Genomic DNA, 19,326 nt, shown 5'->3' on the forward strand with positions numbered 1-19,326 from the left:
AAGTGTGCACGGTTTTCCGTCCGGAATTGCGTCAAACAAAAAGAGACCGAGCGCCATGGCCAGCCCGAAGATCGATGCCTCGACGATTGCCGACTACCAGCGCGACGGCGCGGTCTGTGTCCGCGGCGCCTTCAAGGACTGGGTCGACGTCATCGCCGCAGGCATCGAACGCAACATTCAGAACCGCAGCGCCACGGCTTCCGACATCGCCGGCGGCAAGGGCAGCTTCTTCGACGATTACTGCAACTGGGAGCGCATCCCGGAATTCGTCAGGATCGTGCGCGAATCGCCGGCCGCCGAGCTCGCCGCCGCCGTTATGCAGTCGCGCAGCGCCCAGTTCTTCCACGATCACGTCCTGGTCAAGGAGCCTGGCACGCAGAAACCGACGCCCTGGCACCAGGATATTCCCTATTACTTCGTCGACGGCAGCCAGACGGTGAGCTTCTGGATTCCGATCGATCCGGTGAAGGAGGCCACGCTGCGGCTGATCGCCGGCTCGCACAAATGGGAAAAGATGGTCCTGCCGGTGCGCTGGTTGAACGACGACAATTTCTATGCCGGCGAGGGCGACTACCTGCCGGTGCCGGATCCCGACAACGACCCGTCGATGAAGGTGCTGGAATGGGAGATGGAGCCGGGCGACGCCATCCTGTTCGACTTTCGCACCGCGCACGGCGCGCGCGGCAACATGACCTCGGCGCGGCGCCGGGCGCTGTCGCTGCGCTGGGTCGGCGACGACGCGCATTATGTCGAGCGTCCCGGCCGCACCTCGCCGCCCTATACCGGCCACGACATGAAGCCCGGCCAGAAACTGCGCGAAGATTGGTTCCCAGTCGTTTTCCAGAGCTGAACGGCCCTGCCTCGCCACGGGCGAAGCGGACGCGTAGACCCGAGAATTCCGTGACCTTGAAGCGCCGCGACGGTGCAGAATTCTGCGCCGTTTGCATCCTTCGGCTAAGGTAACCGCATGGATTCTAGAGTCTGCGCGTCCGCTTCGCTCCTTGCTCCGCCCATACATGACGAGGTTGAGGAGGCTTCAGCTAATCTCCCTGGAATTGCTCTAGGCTAGCCGAACGCGGGACTTATCTTATCCCTCTTGATGGGGGCCATGTTCCCGTGCGCAATTGCCGCCGAAATGCCAAGATGCCTTGACCCATCGCCCGCGGACCAATAGCGGGTTCAGGGAGACGATCAGCAAGAGGTGGCCATGAACGTTCTTCTTCTCGGCTCGGGTGGCCGCGAACATGCGCTCGCCTGGAAGATGTCCGCCTCGCCGCTGCTGACGAAGCTCTACGCCTCGCCCGGCAATCCGGGCATCGGCCGTGTCGGCGAGCTGGTCAAGCTCGACGTTGCCGACCATTCCGCCGTCGCGTCCTTCTGCCAGGAAAAGAAGATCGATCTCGTCGTGGTCGGCCCGGAAGGTCCGCTGGTCGCCGGCATCGCCGATGATCTGCGCGCCTGGGGCATCCGCGTCTTCGGCCCGTCCAAGGCTGCGGCGAGGCTGGAGGGCTCGAAGGGCTTCACCAAGGATCTTTGCGCCAGGTTCAACATCCCGACCGCCGCCTATGGCCGCTTCGGCGACCTCGCCTCGGCAAAGGCCTATGTCGAGAAGACCGGCGCGCCGATCGTCATCAAGGCCGACGGGCTCGCCGCCGGCAAGGGCGTCACCGTCGCCATGACGCTGGATGAGGCGGTCGCCGCGCTCGAAGCCTGTTTCGACGGTTCCTTCGGCGCCGCCGGCGCCGAGGTCGTGGTCGAGGAATATCTGACGGGCGAGGAGGCGAGTTTCTTTTGCCTGTGTGATGGCGCGACCGCGCTGCCCTTCGGCACCGCGCAGGACCACAAGCGAGTCGGCGACGGCGATACCGGGCCGAACACCGGCGGCATGGGCGCCTATTCACCGGCGCCGGTGATGACGCCGGAAATGACCGAGCGCACCATGCGCGAGATCATCGAGCCGACCATGCGCGGCATGGCCAATATCGGCGCGCCCTTCGCCGGCGTCCTCTTTGCCGGCCTGATGATCACCGACCAGGGCCCCAAGCTGATCGAATACAACACCCGCTTCGGCGATCCCGAATGCCAGGTACTGATGATGCGGTTGAAGGACGACCTGCTCGTCCTGCTCAACGCCGCCGTCGACGGCCAGCTCGCGCATATGTCCATCCGCTGGAGCGACGAGGCGGCGTTGACCGTGGTGATGGCGGCAAGGGGTTATCCGGGCACGCCGGAAAAGGGCTCGGTCATCCGTGGCCTCGACAAGGCGGAAGGCGAGGGCGTCCAGGTCTTCCATGCCGGCACCGCCATCAATGGCGGCGCGCTGGTCGCCAATGGCGGCCGTGTGCTCAACGTCACCGCGCTTGGAAAGACGGTCAGCGAGGCGCAGGCCAAGGCCTATGCGGCGGTCGATCGTATCGACTGGCCGCAGGGCTTCTGCCGTCGCGACATCGGCTGGCAGGCCGTGGCGCGCGAGAAGGCCGGCATCTAAGCCGCCGCGCTCTTGCGGCCTCCGCGCGCCCAGGCCGGCAGCCAATCGCCATGCGCGGCAAGCAGATCGTCGACCAATGACCAGATCTGGTCGAGATCGAGCTCGGCCGCGGTATGCGGGTCCATCATCGCGGCGTGGTAGATGTGCTCGCGGTTCTCGCTCATCAGCGCCCGCACCGTCAGTTCCTGGACGTTGATGTTGGTGCGGATCAGCGCCGTCAGCTGCGGCGGCAGGTCGCCGATATAGGTCGGCTGGATGCCCGAGGCGTCGACCAGGCACGGCACTTCCGCCGCGCAGTCGACAGGCAGCGAGGTGATGCAGCCATTGTTGCGGACATTGCCGTAGATCACCGACGGCTCGCCAGTCCACACCGAGTTCATGATCGAGGAAGCATATTCCTTGGACTGCTCGACCTCGATCCGGTCGGCCGAGCGATAGGCTTCCGCCTGGCCCTTCCAGCGCTCGATCTGCTCGATGCAGCGCTTTGGATATTCGTCGAGCGGAATGCCGTATTTCTCGATCAGGTCGCCGCGGCCGTCCTTGATGAAATAGGGCGTGTATTCGGCGAAATGCTCCGAGCTTTCGGTGACGAAATAGCCGAGCCTGGTCAGCATCTCGTAGCGCACCTTGTTCGGGCAGCGCGGATTCCAGCCCGGCTTCGGCGCGCGGCCTTCGCGATAGGCGCGCACGAGATCGGGATAGAGGTCCCGGTAGGAGCCGTCCGCCTGGCGATGCTCGAACTTGAGATAAAACGCCATGTGGTTGACGCCGGCCGAGCGGTAGCGGATTTCTGCATAGGGGAGGTCGAGGTCGTGCGCCAGTTCCATCGCGGTGCCCTGTACCGAATGGCAGAGCCCGACCTGCTTGATCGCGGGATATTTCTCGGCGATCGCCCAGGTGTTGATCGCCATCGGGTTCACATATTGCAGCATGATCGCCTCCGGGCAGACGGCGAGCATGTCCTCGCAGATCTTCCACAGATGCGGCACGGTCCGCAATCCGCGCATGATGCCGCCGACGCCGAGCGTGTCGGCGATCGTCTGGCGCAGGCCGTATTTCTTCGGCACTTCGAAATCGGTGACGGTGCAGGGTTCGTAGCCACCGATCTGGAAGGCGACGACGACGAAGTCGGCGCCGGCAAGCGCCTTGCGCTGATCGGAATAGGTCTCGGCCTTCGCCTTGACGCCGAGCGTCGCGATCAGCTTGTTGACGACGATCGCGCTTTCTTCCAGCCGCTGCGGGTTGATGTCCATCAAAGCGATCGTCGCGCCCGAAAGCGCCGGCCGCTGCAGCACGTCGCCGACGATGTTCTTCATGAACACCGTCGAGCCGGCGCCGATGAACGTGATCCTGGGATTTCTTGCCACTTCTAAAACCTCCGGCACTTCTAGGCCACGTCGAAAGCGGCCCTGACGAGCCGTTCGGTGTAGGCGGTCTTGGGATTGGAAAGGACCTCGTCGACGGGTCCCTGCTCGACGATCTTGCCGTGCTGCATGACGATGACGCGGTGGCAGAGCGCCCGCACCACCTTGAGGTCGTGCGAGATGAACAGGTAGCTGAGGCCCCGCTCGTCCTGCAGCTTGCGCAACAGGTCGATGATCTGCGCCTGCACCGAAAGGTCGAGTGCCGAAGTCGGCTCGTCGAGCAGGATGAATTCGGGTTCGAGCGCGATGGCGCGCGCGATCGCGATGCGCTGCCGCTGGCCGCCGGAGAATTCATGCGGGAAGCGCGACAGGATGTTGCCGGGCATGCCGGCGCTGACCAGCGCTTCGCGCACCCGCTCGACCCGCTCGCGCCGCGTCGCGCCCAGCCTGTTGACGACCAGTCCTTCCTCGATGATCTGGCCGATCGTCATGCGCGGATTGAGCGAGGAGAACGGGTCCTGGAAGACGATCTGCATGCGCGCGCGCAGCGGCCGCATCTTGGCGCGCGACAGCTTCTCGATCGGCTGGCCGTCGAAGCTTATTTCACCGCGTTTTGCGTCCTGCAGCCTGAGCAGCGCCTGGCCGAATGTGGTCTTGCCGGAGCCGGATTCGCCGACCAGCCCCAGCGTCTCATGCCGGCAGAGCTTCAGGCCGAGATCGTCGACCGCGACCAGTTCGCGCCAGTCCGGTTTGAGGAAACTGCCGTGGCGCAGCATGAAGCAGACGCGCACGTCGTTCGCCTCGAGGATTGGGCCGGACCCCTCCGGCAGCGGCTGCGGCCGCCCGCGCGGCTCGGAGGCGAGCAGCCGCTGCGTGTAGGGATGCTGGGGGTTGGCGAAGAGCTGCTCGGTGACGTTGTGCTCGCGCATCTCGCCATGCTGCATCACATAGACGTAGTCGGAGAACTTACGCACCACCGTGAGGTCGTGGGTGATCAGGATCACCGCCATCCGCAATTCCTTCTGCAGGTTGCGGATCAGGTTGAGGATCTGCGCCTGGACGGTGACGTCGAGCGCGGTGGTCGGCTCGTCGGCGATCAGCACGTCGGGGTCGTTGGCGAGCGCCATGGCGATCATGACGCGCTGGCGCTGGCCGCCGGAGAGCTGGTGCGGATATTGCTTGATGCGTGCTTCCGGCTCGGGGATCTGGACATGCCGCAAAAGCTCCAGCGCCCTTGCCCAGGCCTCCCTGCGGCTCACCTTGCGATGCCCCCGGATCGCTTCGACGATCTGACTGCCGACCGTGTAGATCGGGTTGAGCGAGCTCATCGGCTCCTGGAAGATCATCGAGATGCGGTTGCCGCGCAGCTTGCGCCGCGAGCTCTCCGGGAACTTCAGGATATTCTGCCCGAGATAGTCGACGCTCGACCGCGGCGACACCGTCGCCCGGCGCGACAACAGCCCCATGACGGTGCGCGCCGTGACTGACTTGCCGGAGCCGGATTCGCCGACGATCGCGATCGTCTCGCCGCGATAGAGTTGGAACGAGACGTCCTTCACCGCCTCGACGGTGCCGTGCTCGACCTTGAAGGCGACCTCGATGTTGCGGGCGTCGATGATGGGCTGCTCATGACGGACGTCATGGTCGAGCCTGAGAGCCGGTGCGAAATCGTCTGCGAGCGCGATCGTCGTCATCCCGGCCACCTCAATAGGGATCGACGGCATCGCGCAGGCCGTCGCCCAGCGCGTTGAAGGCAAAGACGGTGATCAGCACGAAGCCGACCGGCGACAGGATCCAGGGATAGGTGCCGATGACCGAATAGGTGGCGGTGTCCTGCAGCATCAGGCCCCACGAGATCAGCGGCGGCTTCACCGCGAAGCCGAGGAAGCCGAGGAAGGATTCCAGCAGCACCACCGTCGGGATCGCCAGCGTCACCGCGACGATCACATGGCTCATCACATTGGGGAAGATGTGCTGCAGGATGATGCGCCGGTCGGTGGCGCCGACCGCCATGGCGGCGCGCACATAGTCGATGCGCGCCAGCGCCAGCGTCTTGCCGCGCACCTCGCGCGACATCTGCGCCCAGCCCAGCGCCGACATGACGATGATGACGAAACCGAGGAAGACATTGGTCGGCGCGGTGACCGGGATCAGCGTCGTCAGCGCCAGATAAAGCGGCAATTGCGGGAAGGCGAGCACCAACTCGACGAAGCGCTGCATCCAGATATCGAACTTGCCGCCGAAATAGCCGGAGACCATGCCGACGCTGGTGCCGATGACCGTGATGATGAAGACCACCGTCAGCGCGATCATCAGCGACACGCGCGAGCCATGGATGGCGCGAGACAGCACGTCGCGGCCGAACTTGTCGGTGCCGAGGAAATGCACCGGCTGGCCGTCCATCGAGCCGAAGAAATGCCGATCCGCCTGGATGAGCCCGAACAGCTTGTAGGGCGCGCCCTCGACGAAGAAGCCGAGCAGCCGCGGATGGTCGTAGTCGGGGCCGACGATCGGCTGGAAGGTGACCGGATCGAGATCGGCCGACTCGGCCAGCGCATAGATCCTCGGCCACGCAGCGAAATTGCCGTCCTTGTCGTGGAAGCTGGGCACCTGCGGCGGAGCGAAGGCGATATCGGTCGCCTTCGGGTCCATCGGCGCCAGGAATTCGGCGAACACCGCCATGGCCAGCAGCAGCACGACCAGGCAAAGCCCAGCCATGCCCGTCCAGGAACGCTTCAGGCGGCGCCAGACAAGCGCGATATAGCTTTCGTTGCCGTGCGCGGATTCGGTTACGGTGCCTTCGGCCGGCGGCGGGGGTGAGGGATCGCGGGCCAGCATCTAGCGCTCTCCGAACTGGCGGATGCGGGGGTCGAGCAGCACGAGCAGCATGTCGGCGATGATGTTGCCGACGATCAGCGTCGCCGACAGCACCATCATGAAGGTCGCCGTGACATAGACATCGCCCACCGCCATTGAACCGACGATCGCCGGGCCGACCGTCGGCAGCGCGAAGATGATCGCCGTCTCGATCTCGCCGGTGAGCATATAGGGCAGCACCACGCCCTGATACATCACCAGCGGATGCAGCGCGTTGGGCACGGCATGACGCATCACTACGGCGCCACCGGTCAGGCCCTTGGCCTTGGCCGTCTCGACATATTGCATGTTCAGCGTGTCGAGCAGGTTGCCGCGCATGACGCGCATGTTGTAGGCGAGGCCGCCGAAGGTCGCGATCGCCACCACCGGCCAGACATGCTTGACCAGGTCGACGAACTTCGCCCACGACCAGGGCGCGCCGCCATATTGCGGCGAGAAGAACGAGCCGATCTCGGAGACGTTGAACTGGAAGACCAGCAGATAGACGATGACCAGCGCCATCAGGAAGCGCGGCACCGTCATGCCGAGGAATGAGATCGCCGAAAGCGTCGAGTCGATCCAGCTATACTGCCTTGTCGCCGCCCATATGCCGAAAGTGATGCCGAGCACCGAGGCGAGCAGATGGCAGACCAGCGCCAGAAGCAAGGTGCGCGGCAGGCGTTCGCCCACCACATCGGCCACCGGCTTGTTGTAGTAGAGGCTGTAGCCGAAATCGCCGCGCGTGACGATGCCGCCGATCCAGTTGAGATACTGGACGGGCAGCGGCTTATCGAGGCCATGTTCTTTCCGATAGGCCTGGGCCTGCGCGTCCGCCTCGGCGTAGGAAGCGCCGCCCTGGTTGATGAGCTGCGATTTGATGTAGTCCGCATAATCGCCGGGCGGCGCCTGGATGATGGCGAAGGTGACGAGGCTCAAGATGGCGAGGACGGGGATCGCCGACGCTATGCGCATGAGTAGGAATCGCAGCATGGACGGTCCGCTTCCTTTCTGGCCGATCGCGCATTCGATGCGTTTGGAGGATCTGCTTTGTCCGGCCGCGCCGCAACGCGGCCGGACATCTCTTCGTCAGGGAGGGTAAAGCTTAATCCATCGGCCCCTTATCGCCAGGCTTGCCGGGCAGTTCCTGGGGAAAGAGTTCATACTTGGCCTGCTTGTCCGCCTTGACGAACACGCGTTCGCGGATGATCGAATCCTCGGCCCAGTTGAACATGAAGATCGGCGTGCCCTGCGGGATGTTGGAGAAGCGCTTGTTGACGATGAGCGCGCCCGGATATTCCGTCAGCCCGACATTGTAGACATGCTCCGTCGAGATCTTCTGGAACTTCCGCATCAGTTCGGCACGCTGGTCGTTGTCCTGCGTTGCGACGAACTTGTTGACGATGTCGACGAGGTCCTTCTCGAACGGCATCAGGTCGACCTCGCCGCTTTCCGGCGCGCGATGGTTCCAACTGGTCTTGGGACCGACCGGCGCCAATTGCTCGGTGTTCTGCACCACGGAGGTGAGCTCCTGGTCGTTGCGCCGGATCAGCCAGTCGAAGCGGCCTGAATATTGCGAGGCATCGCGCTGCGTGCCGTTGAGCCCGTTGAGCACGACCCTGAGGCCCAGCTTCTCCATCTGCGCCACCACGCCTTCTGCAAGGCTCTTGTCGGTGGTGTAGTCGTTGTTGACCAGCATCACGATCTCGACATTCTTGCCGCCGGCGGTGCCGGCCGGGAAGTTCACGAAGCCGTCGCCGTCGGTGTCCTTGAGACCGGCCTTGGCAAGCAGGGCCTTGGCGCCCTCGAGGTCGAACGGATAGTAGACGGTCGACTTGCGGTCATAGAAGCTGGTGCCCGACGAGAAGCCGCCCGGATAGATGGCGGTGAACGGACCCTTGACCAGCGAGTCGCCCAGCGCCTTGCGGTCGAGCGCCATGGTGACGGCCTTGCGGAAGTCCTCGTTGCGGTTCAACTCGCGCACCGCCTGGCTGCGCTCGTCCGGGTTGCCCCAGCCGTTGGCGGAAAAGTTCAGGCGCAGATTGTAGCCGATGAGGCGCGGGCCGAAGGCAAGCCGGGCCGGCGCGTTCGGGTCGGCCGCGCGCTTCAGCGACGCGACGAAGTTCTCGGGCTGCTCGAGGTTGGAGAAGTCGCCCGAGCCCGCCACCGCCTGCACGTCGCGGTCGGCCCAGGTCGAGAGCTTGTATTGCAGCTCGTCGAGGTAAGGCAGCTGGTTGCCCTTCTCGTCGACCTTCCAATAGTACGGGTTGCGGCGCATGACGATGATGTCGTCCGGCCTATATTCGACCGGCACCCAGGCGCCCATCACCGGCATGTTCATATATTCCGGCGGGAAGGCATTCTTGAACCGGTCGTAGGTGTTCTTCGAATATTTCGGATGCTGCGGCTTGAGGATGTGCGAGGGGCCGGGGCAGAAAGTGCCATAGGCCATGGCATAGAGATACTGCCGCGGAAACGCCCCCTTGAACGTCCACTCGACGGTGTAGTCGTCGATCTTCTTCAGCGTCGTGCCGACGCCGAAGGTTTCCGGCGTGGCGCCGTTCAGCGGCGAGACGTTCGGATCGACGACCTCGTCGTCCCAGTAGAACATGACGTCGTCGGCATTGAAGGGCGCGCCGTCGGACCATTTGGCGCCTTCGATCAGATGCATGGTCAGCTTGTGGCCGTCGCTCGACCAGTCCCAGCTCCTGGCGAGGTTGGGCAGCGGCTCGGTGTCCTTGGCCTCGACCTGGAACAGCGGCGCGGTGCGCGTCAGGCATTCGGAAAGGCCGATGTCGATACCGCCCCAGCCCTGCGTCTGGCCGGCGCCGTAGTTCCAGCCTTCCGGCCGGCCGCCGATGACGTGGCGCATCGTGTCGCCATAGACGCCGATGCCATCCGGCATGTTGCCGGTCTTGAAGACCAGCGGCTCCTTGGGCAGCCTGTCCTTGACCGGCGGCAGCTTGCCGGTCTTGACGTATTTCTCCGTCACCCAGTCCGGCTCGTGATAGTCGGGCAGCGCCTTGAACTCCAGGATGGAGTCGCGCGCCACATAATGGATCTTGCCTTCGGCCGGGAACGTCGCCGGCTCCGGTGGCACGGTCGGCTCGGACGCGAAGGCGTTGAGTGCATGGACCGAGACGCCGAGCATCAACCCGGCGGCAATGCCAATTCTACGAAAACTCCTCATAGTCTCCTCCCAGATGTTTGGACGTCTCTGTTGCCCGCCTCTTATTTTCGGGTGGCTGGTTTCCGACGGACTTGCCCTCCTGCAGGTCCGTGTTCCGAGCGGTCAGCCGGCCTGTTTGAGCGCCGCCTTTTCGGCGCGCAATTCCTCGATCGAGCGCACGCTGCGGCGCGCGGCACCCGCCCATTCGCGGGTCTTGACCTTGGATTTCGAAAGCCGCTCCTTCGCCGCCGGGACGGCATCGGCATATTGCGGCAGCCAGGCGGCCTGGGCGACGACCATCTCGTCCACCATCTGCCAGACCTCCTCCGGCGTCGACACGGCGCCGACCAGCGGGTCGTGCAGCACGGCGAGCTTCAACAGGTCGATATCGCCGGCGATCGCGGCATGCACCGACATGCGCTGGACGTTGATCGAAGCCATGCAGGTGGCCGCGCAAGCCTCCGGCAGCGTGATACCGGCCGCCATGTTGATGCCGAAGCGATCGACGAAGCCGGGCGATTCGATGATGGCGTCCTGCGGCAGGTTGGTGATCACGCCATCGTTCTTGACGTTGAAGTGGCCGCGATAGACGCGGTTGGTTTCCAGCGCTTCCAGGATGTGGCTGGCATGCTCGTTGGAGCGCCTGGCCGGGTCGATCGGCTTCGACGCCGCTTCGAGGAATTGCGGATATTCGGTCTCGAACCAGTTGCGGGTCTCGGTCGAGTAGCGCAGATAGCCGCCGGTCTCGCCATGGATCCAGTCCGACATGTCGATCCAGCGCGTGATCTCGTCGGGGCGCTTGCGGTACCAGGGCAGGTATTCGGAGAGATGCCCGTTGCTTTCGGTGGAATAGACGCCGAAGCGCTTCAGCACGTCGATGCGCAGCTTTTCCTGCTTCGAATAGACCGGGTGCGCCTCGAAGGCGGCGACCAGCTCGTCCTTGCCGATCGGCCGGCCGTTCAATCTGAGCTCGATGAACCAGGTCTGGTGGTTGATGCCGGAGCAGACATAGTCGAGCTCCTTGGGCGACTTGGCGCCGAGCACTTCGGCGATCTGCTCGGCGCCATGCTGCACGCCGTGGCAGAGCCCGACCGTGTCGACCTTGCCGTATTCGATCGCGGCCCAGGTGTTCATGGCCATCGGGTTGGCATAGTTGAGGAACTTGGCGTTCGTCTCGGCGACCTCGCGGATATCCCGGCAGAAGTCGAGGATCACCGGAATGTTGCGCTGGCCGTAGAGGATGCCGCCGGCGCAGATCGTGTCGCCGACGCATTGGTCGATGCCATATTTCAGCGGAATGCGGATATCGTCGGCATAGGCTTCGAGCCCACCGACGCGCACGCAGCTGATGATGTAGCGCGCGCCCTCCAGCGCCTCGCGGCGGTTCGTCGTCGCCGTCACCTTGGTCGGCAGCTTGTTCGCCTCGACAATCCGGTCGAGGATCGCCTTGATCATCCCTAGATTGTGCTCGCTGACATCGGTCAGCGCGAATTCGATGTCCCTGAATTCAGGCACGCACAGGATGTCGGTGAACAGCTTCTTGGTGAATCCGACGCTGCCGGCGCCGACAATAGCGATTTTGAAGCTCATCACCTTCACCTCGATCCAATCGAATGCTAGGCAAGGAGCAGCAAGGGAGGATACGGCCGCGTGCCTTGGCGCACGCACCGCTCGAAGCCGGAAATCCGGCTTTTCTCCTCCCGCCCGCTCCTCGGCCGCGGGTCATTCCCGTTCTTGAGGGCCTGATTATGCGCTTATTCGCCGGCGCGGCCAGAGAAGGATTATGCTTTCGAGGGTAATTTTGTGCTGCGGGACCTGATCGCCAACGGAAAGCTGATGCGCACGATCTCGCTGCCGCGCGGTCGCCAGCGCCTGCATGCCATGCCAACCAGCACGGGCTACGAGCTGCGCGAGGACGAAACCTACGACTGGGACGGGCGAAAGCGCGGCCAGACGCCGTTCACCGTGCTCCAGCACACGATCAGCGGCAGCGGTCAATTGCGCTACGAGAACCGCAGCTATCGCCTGCAGGCGAACGACACGCTGCTTGTTCTGGTGCCGCACAATCATCGCTACTGGTTGGCCAAGGGCGACCGCTGGGAATATTTCTGGATCTCGATGAATGGCGAGGAGGCGCTGCGCATCCACAAATCGATCCTCAGCGTCTCGGGCCCGGTGTTCCGGCTGCAGCCGGCGACCATCGATCACCTTGCCGATTGCAGCCTGCGGCTCATCAAGGGTGCGGCTTCGTCCGGCGCTGCCTCGGCGATCGCCTATGAGGCGGCAATGGCGCTTTACGACGACGTGTTCGGCTCGCATGCCTTCGCCGAAAAACAGAGTGCCATGCAGCCGGTCATCGACCACATCAACGCCAATCTCGACAAGCCGCTGCCGGTGGCCGAGCTGGTCGAGATCAGCGGCCTCAGCCGCGCTCATTTCTCGCGCTGCTTCGCCGAGAGCGAAGGGCTGCCGCCGGCGGAGTTCGTCCTGCAGCAGCGGCTGCAGCGCGCAGCCAAGCTCCTGACCAAGGCGGATTTCCTGCCGGTGAAGGAGGTCGCGGTGCTGTGCGGCTTCGAGGACGCGAACTACTTCTCCAAGGTCTTTCGCCGCTGCTACGGCATCAACCCGACGCAGTTCCGCACCACCGGCATGTATGCGAGCCTCGGCAGCCACCGCTGATGTCCTGTGGGTTCTTGGAAGACGTCAGCGCTTGGCGTCGAGCGTGGTCGAGGCTGTGCTGACCGCATCGGCCGCAGCGGCGAAAGCCGCGTCGATCTGCTCGGGCGTGCGCTGCCCGGAGCGTTTCCAAGCGACATACTGCACGATGCCGAAGCCCGGCCGCTGCGGCACCGTCTTCACCACCGGCATGCGGAAACCGTCGCGGAATTTTTCCCAACGCGCGCCGAGCACCGCCACCATCTCCTCGAAGGTCGGCGGCGTCGCCACGTCGGCATAGGTGATGGTGACCTTGCCGGCGAGGGCTTTTTCGCGCGAGAGCGGCACCGGGATCGAGGCGAGGTAGTCGGCCGGCACGTCGAGCAGGCCGCCGAAAGCCCATTCCTGGCGCAGCTGGTCGGCACTCATCGGCGCGACGCTGACATCGATGTCGTTGGGCGTGCCCGGTACCCGGTAGGGGCAGCGGAAACGGCCGCAATTGGCCTGCGCCGAGAATTGCCACAGCGCATAACCCTGCCAGTTGCCCATCGGGAAATGCACGTCGATGTCCGGCTTGTAGCGCGCATACCAAAGCGGCAGCCGCGACAGCAGGCGATACTGGTAACGATTTTCGGCGATGTACTGGGCGGTCTTGCCGTTGACATAGAGCACCGGAAAGCGGCCGAGGCGGCGATGCACCTGGCGCACGAATTCCTCGGCGTCCTCCAGCGACATCCATTGCGTGGCGTCGATGCCTTCGATGTCGAGGGCCATCAGCTCGTCCGGCGCCGGTTCCGCGAAATCGATGAAATTATTGGCCTGCTCGACTGGGTTGCCGGGCCGCGCGAGGTGATAGGCGCCCCATTTCAGGCCAAGCGCCTTGGCCACCACCTTGCGCGTCTGAAACAATTCGCGCGTCACCGCATAGCGTTTCCATTGCATCTTGCAGAGTTTGACGTCGGCCTCGGCCCCGAAGCAGAAATAGGGCGGCGGCAACCCGTCGGACGCCTTGTTGATGAAGCCGGCGATGCGCTTGTCGGTGACGAGCTGCTGCCAGTCGATCGAATTGTATTCGTAGGCGTCGATCACCAGCGGGCGGTCGGCATTCTTCCACGGCTCGGAGAAATCCGAGGCCTTTGCCGCCGTGCCCAGCGCAACCGCCGCAGCGATCAGCGCCAGGCGGCGAAGAGGGCGCGCCGGCTTTTTCAATCAGGGTGTCCCCACTGACCAGGGGACGATCCTGAACCGCCATGGTTAAGGAATTGCTTTCACAACATCGGCTTGCTTCGGTCCACTCCAAAACGTCAAAAAAGTATCGGTCGGGTGGACAAGCCGTGGTGGCAGGCGCTTCAATTGCCGCCTAAGCTTTCAATCAAGGCGGCCAGTGGGAATACACGGGTCTGCCTGACGAAGCGCAGCAACCGGTCACAAGACCGGACCCGCGCGGGGAGGAAGAGGAAGATGAATCCGGACCTGGAAGTCGTCCAGATCAGACAAGGAGAGTCGTTCAAGGCCTGGGCCCACGGCTATCCTTTTCGCACCGTCCGCTGGCACTTCCATCCCGAATACGAGCTGCATCTGGTCGTCGCCACCACCGGTCGCTATTTCGTCGGCGACTTCATCGGCGAGTTCGAGCCGGGCAATCTGGTGCTCACCGGGCCCAACCTGCCGCACAACTGGGTCAGCGACGTGCCGCCGGGCGAGACCGTGCCGTTGCGCGGCCGCGTCGTGCAGTTCTCGGAAGAATTCATCGCCGACGCCTCCGCCGCGCTGCCCGAACTTGCCGCCTGCGCCGGCGTCCTCGAAACCAGCCGTCGCGGCGCGCTGTTTTCGGCTGCGACGGCAGAGCTCGCGGCGCCTTTGCTGGCGGAACTGACCGAGGCGCAGGGCGTGCGCCGCCTGTCGCTGTTCATGGCCGTGCTCGATATATTGAACCGCGCCGGCGATGTCCGCACGCTGGCCAGCGCCGGCTATCTGCCCGACCCCTCCGGCTTCATGTCGGCCGGCATCAACCAGGCGCTTGCCTATATCAACTGCCACCTGACCGAGCCCTTCAGCGAAGGCACGCTCGCCGAGATCGCCGGGCGCAGCCCGAGCGCTTTCTCGCGCAGCTTCCGCCGGCATACCGGAATGGCGCTGGTGCAGTATGTCAACCGGCTGCGCGTCAACCTTGCCTGCCAGTTGCTGATGAGCGAGGCGCAGATGTCGATCACTGAAATCTGCTACGCCGCCGGCTACAACAACATCTCGAATTTCAACCGCCAGTTCCTGGCGCAGAAAGGCATGTCGCCTTCGCGCTTCAGGGCCTTGCTGGCGCAGAACGTCAACGCGGAGATTGCCGCCTAACAGGGGAGGAAGCGGGAGGAGCCAAAGGAAATTCCGGCCGGGAAGAGTTCTATCCGGAATTGCGTCGCAACGAAGAGAATTCAGGGAAGGAAAGACGCGGGGTGCGAGGCACCCTGTGCTGGGGATCGTTTGTCCTGAAATCCAGCACGTCCAGGAGGATGTTCGCGCGGTCTACCGGGATCGGATCCTCGGCCGCTGCCGATCACACTCCTTGCAACAGTTCGACATGCAGTCAAGGCCTGACGCGCCGTCCATCGCGCAGGTCATCGTGAACCATTTCTCGAAACGGAGACATTCGAATGACCAGAAATGCTTGGAAATCGCCGTTCGCCTTGAAATCGACGATCGCGGCCGTTTTCGCGGCCTCGCTGCTCGGCAGCACGGCGGCATTCGCCGGCACCGTCACCGACGCCACGGTCGCCTTCCTGATGCCCGACCAGGCATCGACCCGCTACGAACAGCATGACTATCCCGGCTTCGTCGCCGAGATGAAGAAGCTCTGCCCGGGCTGCAAGGTCATCTACCAGAACGCCGATGCCGACGCGGCGCGCCAGCAGCAGCAGTTCAATTCGGTGATCTCGCAGGGCGCCAAGGCGATCGTGCTCGACCCGGTCGATTCGACCGCCGCCGCCTCGCTGGTCAAGCTCGCGCAGAGCCAGGGCGTCAAGGTCATCGCCTATGACCGGCCCATCCCGACGGCGCCCGCCGATTTCTATGTGTCCTTCAACAATGAAGGTATCGGCAAGGCCATCGCCGACTCGCTGGTCGAGCATCTCAAGGCTCTCAAGGTCGATCCGGCCAGTGGCGGCCTGCTGCAGATCAACGGCTCGCCGACCGATGCCGCAGCCGGCCTGATCAAGAAGGGCATCCACGAGGGTCTCGACAACAGCGGCTACCCGATCCTGGCCGAGTTCGACACGCCGGAATGGGCGCCGCCGAAGGCCCAGCAATGGGCGAGCGGCCAGGTCACGCGCTTCGGCGCCAAGATCCTCGGCGTCGTCGCCGCCAATGACGGCACCGGCGGTGGCGCGATCGCGGCCTTCAAGGCGGCCGGCGTCGATCCGGTTCCGCCGGTGACCGGCAACGACGCGACGATCGCGGCGTTGCAGCTGATCATCGCCGGCGACCAGTACAACACAATCTCCAAGCCGAGCGAGATTGTCGCGGCTGCCGCTGCCAACGTCGCCGTCAAGCTGTTGTCCGGCGAGACGCCGAAAGCCGAGATGACGCTTTACGACACGCCCTCGCAGCTCTTCACCCCGGCTGTGGTGACGCAGGAGAACCTCAAGGCCGAGATCATCGACAAGAAGATCAACACGGCCGCCGAGCTCTGCGTCGACCGTTATGCCGAGGGCTGCAAGAAGCTCGGCATCACCAACTGATCGCATGGCATCCGGCCGCCCGTCGGCGGCCGGATGCCAGGGAACGACTGTCAAGAAAGGCGGCGCATGAGTGAAAGTCCCGAAGAGTCGGCTTCCGTCGGCGAGCTGGTGCTCAGCCTGCGCGGCATATCGAAGAATTTCGGCGCCGTTTCGGCGCTGACCGATATCGATTTCGACGTCCATGCCGGTGAGGTCGTCGCCTTGGTCGGCGACAACGGCGCCGGCAAGTCGACGCTGGTCAAGATCCTGGCCGGCGTGCACCAGCCGAGCTCGGGAACGATCAATTTCCGTGGCCGGCCGGTCACGATGCCCGACCCGCGCGCGGCGCTGACGCTCGGCATCGCCACGGTCTTTCAGGATCTGGCGCTCTGCGAAAACCTCGACGTCGTCGCCAACATTTTCCTCGGCAACGAGCTCAGCCCGCTGCGGCTGGACGAGGTGGCGATGGAGATGCGGGCCTGGACGCTGCTCAACGAATTGTCGGCACGCATCCCGAGCGTGCGCGAGGCGGTCGCCTCGCTGTCCGGCGGCCAACGCCAGACGGTCGCGATCGCGCGCTCGCTGCTGCTTGAGCCGAAACTCATCCTCCTCGATGAGCCGACCGCGGCCCTCGGCGTCGCCCAGACGGCCGAAGTGCTCAACCTGATCGACCGCGTCCGGGCGCGCGGTCTCGGCGTCGTGATGATCAGCCACAACATGGAGGATGTTCGCGCCGTCGCCGACCGCATCGTGGTGCTCAGGCTGGGGCGCAACAACGGCGTCTTCGAACCCGACGCCTCGAACCAGGACCTGGTCAGCGCCATCACCGGTGCGTCCAACAATTCGGTGTCGCGCCGCGCCGAGCGCCTGCGCATGGAGCGCGATCACAGCGGCAGCGCGCAGGCAGGGGAGCAGCGCCCATGACGGACGTCAAGCAAGGCGCCTCCGCCCCGCTGGCGCTCGACCGCGCCGATGCGCGGGTGAAGCATGGGGCGGGCGTCGGCGGCGCGGTCAGCGCCTTCCTCGATCGCGTGCGCAGCGGCGATCTCGGCTCGCTGCCGGTCATCGTCGGCCTCGTCGTCATCTGGACCGTCTTCACCAGCCTCAACCCGGTGTTCGTTTCCAGCAGCAATCTGGTCAACCTCCTGTTCGACTCCTCGACGGTCGGCGTCATCGCGCTCGGCATCGTCTGCGTTCTGATGGTCGGCGAGATCGACCTTTCCGTCGGCTCGATAAGCGGCTTCGCTTCGGCGATGGTCGGCACGCTATGGGTCAACCAGGGCTGGCCGGTCGCGCTCGCCATCATTGCCGCGCTCGCCTTCGGCGTCCTGATCGGCTCGCTCTATGCGCTGCTGTTCAACCGGCTCGGCATGCCGAGCTTCGTTTCGACGCTTGCCGGCCTGCTCGCGGTGCTGGGCATGCAGCTCTATATCCTCGGCTCCACCGGCTCGATCAACCTGCCATACGGCTCGGCCCTAGTGGATTTCGGCCAGCTGATGGTGATGCCGAAATGGGTCTCGCACACGCTGGCGGTTATCCCAGGCCTGGCGATGCTGATCACGGGGCTTCGCACCGTCGCGCGCCGTCGCGCCGCCAACCTGTCGACGCCGTCCGTGGCCGGGCTCATCCTGCGCGTCGCCGCCATAACCATCGGCCTCGAGCTGATCGTCGCCTACCTCAACCAGGCGCGCGGCATCCCGTGGATGTTCGGCCTGTTCGTCGGGCTCGTCGTGGCGATGAACTATGCGCTGACCCGGACCAAATGGGGGCGATCGATGACCGCCGTCGGCGGCAACCGCGAGGCGGCGCGGCGCGCCGGCATCAAGGTGCGCGCCATCTACCTCAGCGCCTTCGCGCTATGCTCGCTCTTCGCCGCGCTCGGCGGCGTGCTTGCGGCCGCCAGGCTCGCTTCCGCCAGCCAGCAGGCCGGCACCGGCGACGTGAACCTGAACGCCATCGCGGCAGCGGTCATCGGCGGCACGAGCCTGTTCGGCGGTCGCGGCAGCGGCTCTGCTGCGCTGCTTGGCATTCTCGTCATCCAGTCGATCGCCAGCGGGCTGACGCTGCTCGATCTGTCCTCGTCGCTTCGTTACATGATCACCGGTGCCGTTCTCGCCATCGCCGTGATCGTCGACTCCTTGGCGCGCCGTTCCCGTGCTTCGCACGGCCGCGCCTGAACAGTTCAAACGAGAAGGGTACACATGGCTCACGATCTTTCGGGAAAAGTCGCCGCGGTCACCGGCGCGGCATCGGGCATCGGCCTCGAATGCTCCAGGGCGATGCTTGCCGCCGGCGCCCGCGTCGTGCTGGTCGACCGCGCCGAGGACAGGCTCAAGGAGGTCGTCGCAGAGCTTGGCTCCGGCGCGATCCCGCTGGTGGTCGACCTCACCAGCCCTGCCAGCGTGGCGACCATGCTGCCCGGCATACTCGAAAAGACCGGCCAGCTCGACATCTTCCACGCCAATGCCGGTTCCTATGTCGGCGGCGAGATCCTCAACGGCGATCCCGACGCCTGGGACCGCATGCTGAACCTCAACATCAACTCGGTGTTCCGCTCGGTGCACGCGGTGCTGCCGCACATGGTCGGGCGCAAGACCGGCGACATCGTCGTCACCAGTTCGATCGCCGGCCTGGTGCCCGTCGTCTGGGAGCCGATCTACACGGCCTCCAAGCACGCCATCCAGGCCTTCGTCCACACGCTGCGCCGGCAGGTGGCCAAGCACGGCCTGCGCGTCGGCGCCGTAGCACCAGGGCCGGTGGTGACGGCGCTGATCAGCGACTGGCCGAAGCAGAAGCTCGAGGACGAGCTGGCGGCCGGCGGGCTGATGCAGCCGACCGAGGTCGCGGACGCGGTCCTGTTCATGCTGACGCGGCCGAGAAACATCACCATTCGGGATTTGGTGATCCTGCCGCAGAGCAACGATTTGTGAGGGAGGTAAGGGAGTAGGGGAGTAGGGGAGTAGGAAGATTGTCAGGCGTGAGGGGTCGGTCGCAAGGGCAGAGCTTTTTACCTACTCCCCTACTCCCCTACTCCCTTACCTCCCTCACAAATAGTTGCGCTGCGGCAGGATCAACAAATCCCGCATGGTG

The 19,326-nt window shown here is 64.5% G+C and carries 15 protein-coding genes; 8 read left to right on the forward strand and 7 right to left on the reverse strand.

Annotation, left to right across the window (positions count from 1 at the left end; translation table 11 throughout):
- The first annotated feature begins 55 nt into the window (after positions 1-55).
- Both FJ471_RS19555 and purD read left to right on the forward strand, forming a co-directional pair.
- Positions 56-850, forward strand: coding sequence for a phytanoyl-CoA dioxygenase family protein (locus FJ471_RS19555; RefSeq protein ID WP_140805914.1), 795 nt, complete (start codon positions 56-58; stop codon positions 848-850).
- Positions 851-1,207: 357 nt separating this feature from the next.
- Complete coding sequence (gene purD, locus FJ471_RS19560; protein ID WP_140805916.1) at positions 1,208-2,488, forward strand: phosphoribosylamine--glycine ligase; 1,281 nt, start codon at positions 1,208-1,210, stop codon at positions 2,486-2,488.
- Here the strand turns inward: purD and FJ471_RS19565 are convergent.
- The 6 genes from FJ471_RS19565 to FJ471_RS19590 form a co-directional block, all read right to left on the reverse strand.
- The gene (locus FJ471_RS19565) at positions 2,485-3,855 is read right to left on the reverse strand and encodes an alpha-glucosidase/alpha-galactosidase (RefSeq protein WP_140805918.1); all 1,371 of its coding nucleotides are present in this window, start codon (positions 3,853-3,855) and stop codon (positions 2,485-2,487) included. The two genes, purD and FJ471_RS19565, sit on opposite strands and share 4 nt — an antisense overlap.
- Positions 3,856-3,875: 20 nt before the next feature.
- On the reverse strand, positions 3,876-5,546 hold the full coding sequence (locus tag FJ471_RS19570; protein ID WP_140805920.1) for an ABC transporter ATP-binding protein: 1,671 nt from the start codon (positions 5,544-5,546) through the stop codon (positions 3,876-3,878).
- 10 nt (positions 5,547-5,556) lie between these two features.
- Positions 5,557-6,690: an ABC transporter permease gene (locus FJ471_RS19575; RefSeq protein WP_140805922.1), complete on the reverse strand. Its 1,134-nt coding sequence runs from the start codon at positions 6,688-6,690 to the stop codon at positions 5,557-5,559.
- Positions 6,691-7,698, reverse strand: coding sequence for an ABC transporter permease (locus FJ471_RS19580; RefSeq protein ID WP_140805924.1), 1,008 nt, complete (start codon positions 7,696-7,698; stop codon positions 6,691-6,693).
- 112 nt (positions 7,699-7,810) lie between these two features.
- Complete coding sequence (locus FJ471_RS19585; RefSeq protein WP_140805926.1) at positions 7,811-9,895, reverse strand: ABC transporter substrate-binding protein; 2,085 nt, start codon at positions 9,893-9,895, stop codon at positions 7,811-7,813.
- 102 nt (positions 9,896-9,997) lie between these two features.
- Positions 9,998-11,464 carry an alpha-glucosidase/alpha-galactosidase gene (locus FJ471_RS19590; protein WP_140805928.1) on the reverse strand — a complete coding sequence of 489 codons (1,467 nt, stop codon included), beginning with the start codon at positions 11,462-11,464 and terminating at the stop codon, positions 9,998-10,000.
- Between the two features lie 246 nt (positions 11,465-11,710).
- Between FJ471_RS19590 and FJ471_RS19595 the strand changes: the two genes are divergently transcribed.
- A complete protein-coding gene (locus tag FJ471_RS19595) occupies positions 11,711-12,553 on the forward strand; it encodes an AraC family transcriptional regulator (RefSeq protein WP_140805947.1) in 843 nt (280 codons plus the stop codon).
- 24 nt (positions 12,554-12,577) lie between these two features.
- Here the strand turns inward: FJ471_RS19595 and FJ471_RS19600 are convergent, their stop codons facing one another.
- Entirely contained in the window at positions 12,578-13,738 is a 1,161-nt protein-coding gene (locus FJ471_RS19600; RefSeq protein WP_140805930.1) for a glycoside hydrolase family 25 protein, read from the reverse strand.
- Positions 13,739-13,990: 252 nt separating this feature from the next.
- Between FJ471_RS19600 and FJ471_RS19605 the strand changes: the two genes are divergently transcribed.
- The 5 genes from FJ471_RS19605 to FJ471_RS19625 all read left to right on the forward strand — a co-directional run bounded on the left by FJ471_RS19605 (position 13,991) and on the right by FJ471_RS19625 (position 19,166).
- Entirely contained in the window at positions 13,991-14,875 is an 885-nt protein-coding gene (locus FJ471_RS19605) for an AraC family transcriptional regulator (RefSeq protein ID WP_140805932.1), read from the forward strand.
- A gap of 299 nt (positions 14,876-15,174) precedes the next feature.
- Positions 15,175-16,257, forward strand: coding sequence for a sugar ABC transporter substrate-binding protein (locus FJ471_RS19610; protein ID WP_140805934.1), 1,083 nt, complete (start codon positions 15,175-15,177; stop codon positions 16,255-16,257).
- 66 nt (positions 16,258-16,323) lie between these two features.
- The gene (locus FJ471_RS19615) at positions 16,324-17,160 is read left to right on the forward strand and encodes an ATP-binding cassette domain-containing protein (protein WP_140805936.1); all 837 of its coding nucleotides are present in this window, start codon (positions 16,324-16,326) and stop codon (positions 17,158-17,160) included.
- On the forward strand, positions 17,157-18,413 hold the full coding sequence (locus FJ471_RS19620) for a sugar ABC transporter permease (RefSeq protein WP_140805938.1): 1,257 nt from the start codon (positions 17,157-17,159) through the stop codon (positions 18,411-18,413). The genes FJ471_RS19615 and FJ471_RS19620 overlap by 4 nt, the downstream gene beginning before the upstream one ends.
- 24 nt (positions 18,414-18,437) lie before the next feature.
- Entirely contained in the window at positions 18,438-19,166 is a 729-nt protein-coding gene (locus FJ471_RS19625; RefSeq protein ID WP_140805940.1) for an SDR family oxidoreductase, read from the forward strand.
- Positions 19,167-19,326: the final 160 nt, after the last annotated feature.

This window comes from Mesorhizobium sp. B2-7-1 (assembly GCF_006440735.1).
Lineage (GTDB): Bacteria > Pseudomonadota > Alphaproteobacteria > Rhizobiales > Rhizobiaceae > Mesorhizobium.

Coding starts and splice junctions, on each gene's coding strand:
- FJ471_RS19585 (WP_140805926.1), bottom strand. CDS start 9,895: ATGAGGAGTTTTCGTAGAATTGGCATTGCCGCCGGGTTGATGCTCGGC.
- FJ471_RS19575 (WP_140805922.1), bottom strand. CDS start 6,690: ATGCTGGCCCGCGATCCCTCACCCCCGCCGCCGGCCGAAGGCACCGTA.
- FJ471_RS19625 (WP_140805940.1), top strand. CDS start 18,438: ATGGCTCACGATCTTTCGGGAAAAGTCGCCGCGGTCACCGGCGCGGCA.
- FJ471_RS19595 (WP_140805947.1), top strand. CDS start 11,711: ATGCGCACGATCTCGCTGCCGCGCGGTCGCCAGCGCCTGCATGCCATG.
- FJ471_RS19610 (WP_140805934.1), top strand. CDS start 15,175: ATGACCAGAAATGCTTGGAAATCGCCGTTCGCCTTGAAATCGACGATC.
- FJ471_RS19555 (WP_140805914.1), top strand. CDS start 56: ATGGCCAGCCCGAAGATCGATGCCTCGACGATTGCCGACTACCAGCGC.
- FJ471_RS19590 (WP_140805928.1), bottom strand. CDS start 11,464: ATGAGCTTCAAAATCGCTATTGTCGGCGCCGGCAGCGTCGGATTCACC.
- FJ471_RS19620 (WP_140805938.1), top strand. CDS start 17,157: ATGACGGACGTCAAGCAAGGCGCCTCCGCCCCGCTGGCGCTCGACCGC.
- FJ471_RS19615 (WP_140805936.1), top strand. CDS start 16,324: ATGAGTGAAAGTCCCGAAGAGTCGGCTTCCGTCGGCGAGCTGGTGCTC.
- FJ471_RS19570 (WP_140805920.1), bottom strand. CDS start 5,546: ATGACGACGATCGCGCTCGCAGACGATTTCGCACCGGCTCTCAGGCTC.
- FJ471_RS19580 (WP_140805924.1), bottom strand. CDS start 7,698: ATGCTGCGATTCCTACTCATGCGCATAGCGTCGGCGATCCCCGTCCTC.
- FJ471_RS19605 (WP_140805932.1), top strand. CDS start 13,991: ATGAATCCGGACCTGGAAGTCGTCCAGATCAGACAAGGAGAGTCGTTC.
- purD (WP_140805916.1), top strand. CDS start 1,208: ATGAACGTTCTTCTTCTCGGCTCGGGTGGCCGCGAACATGCGCTCGCC.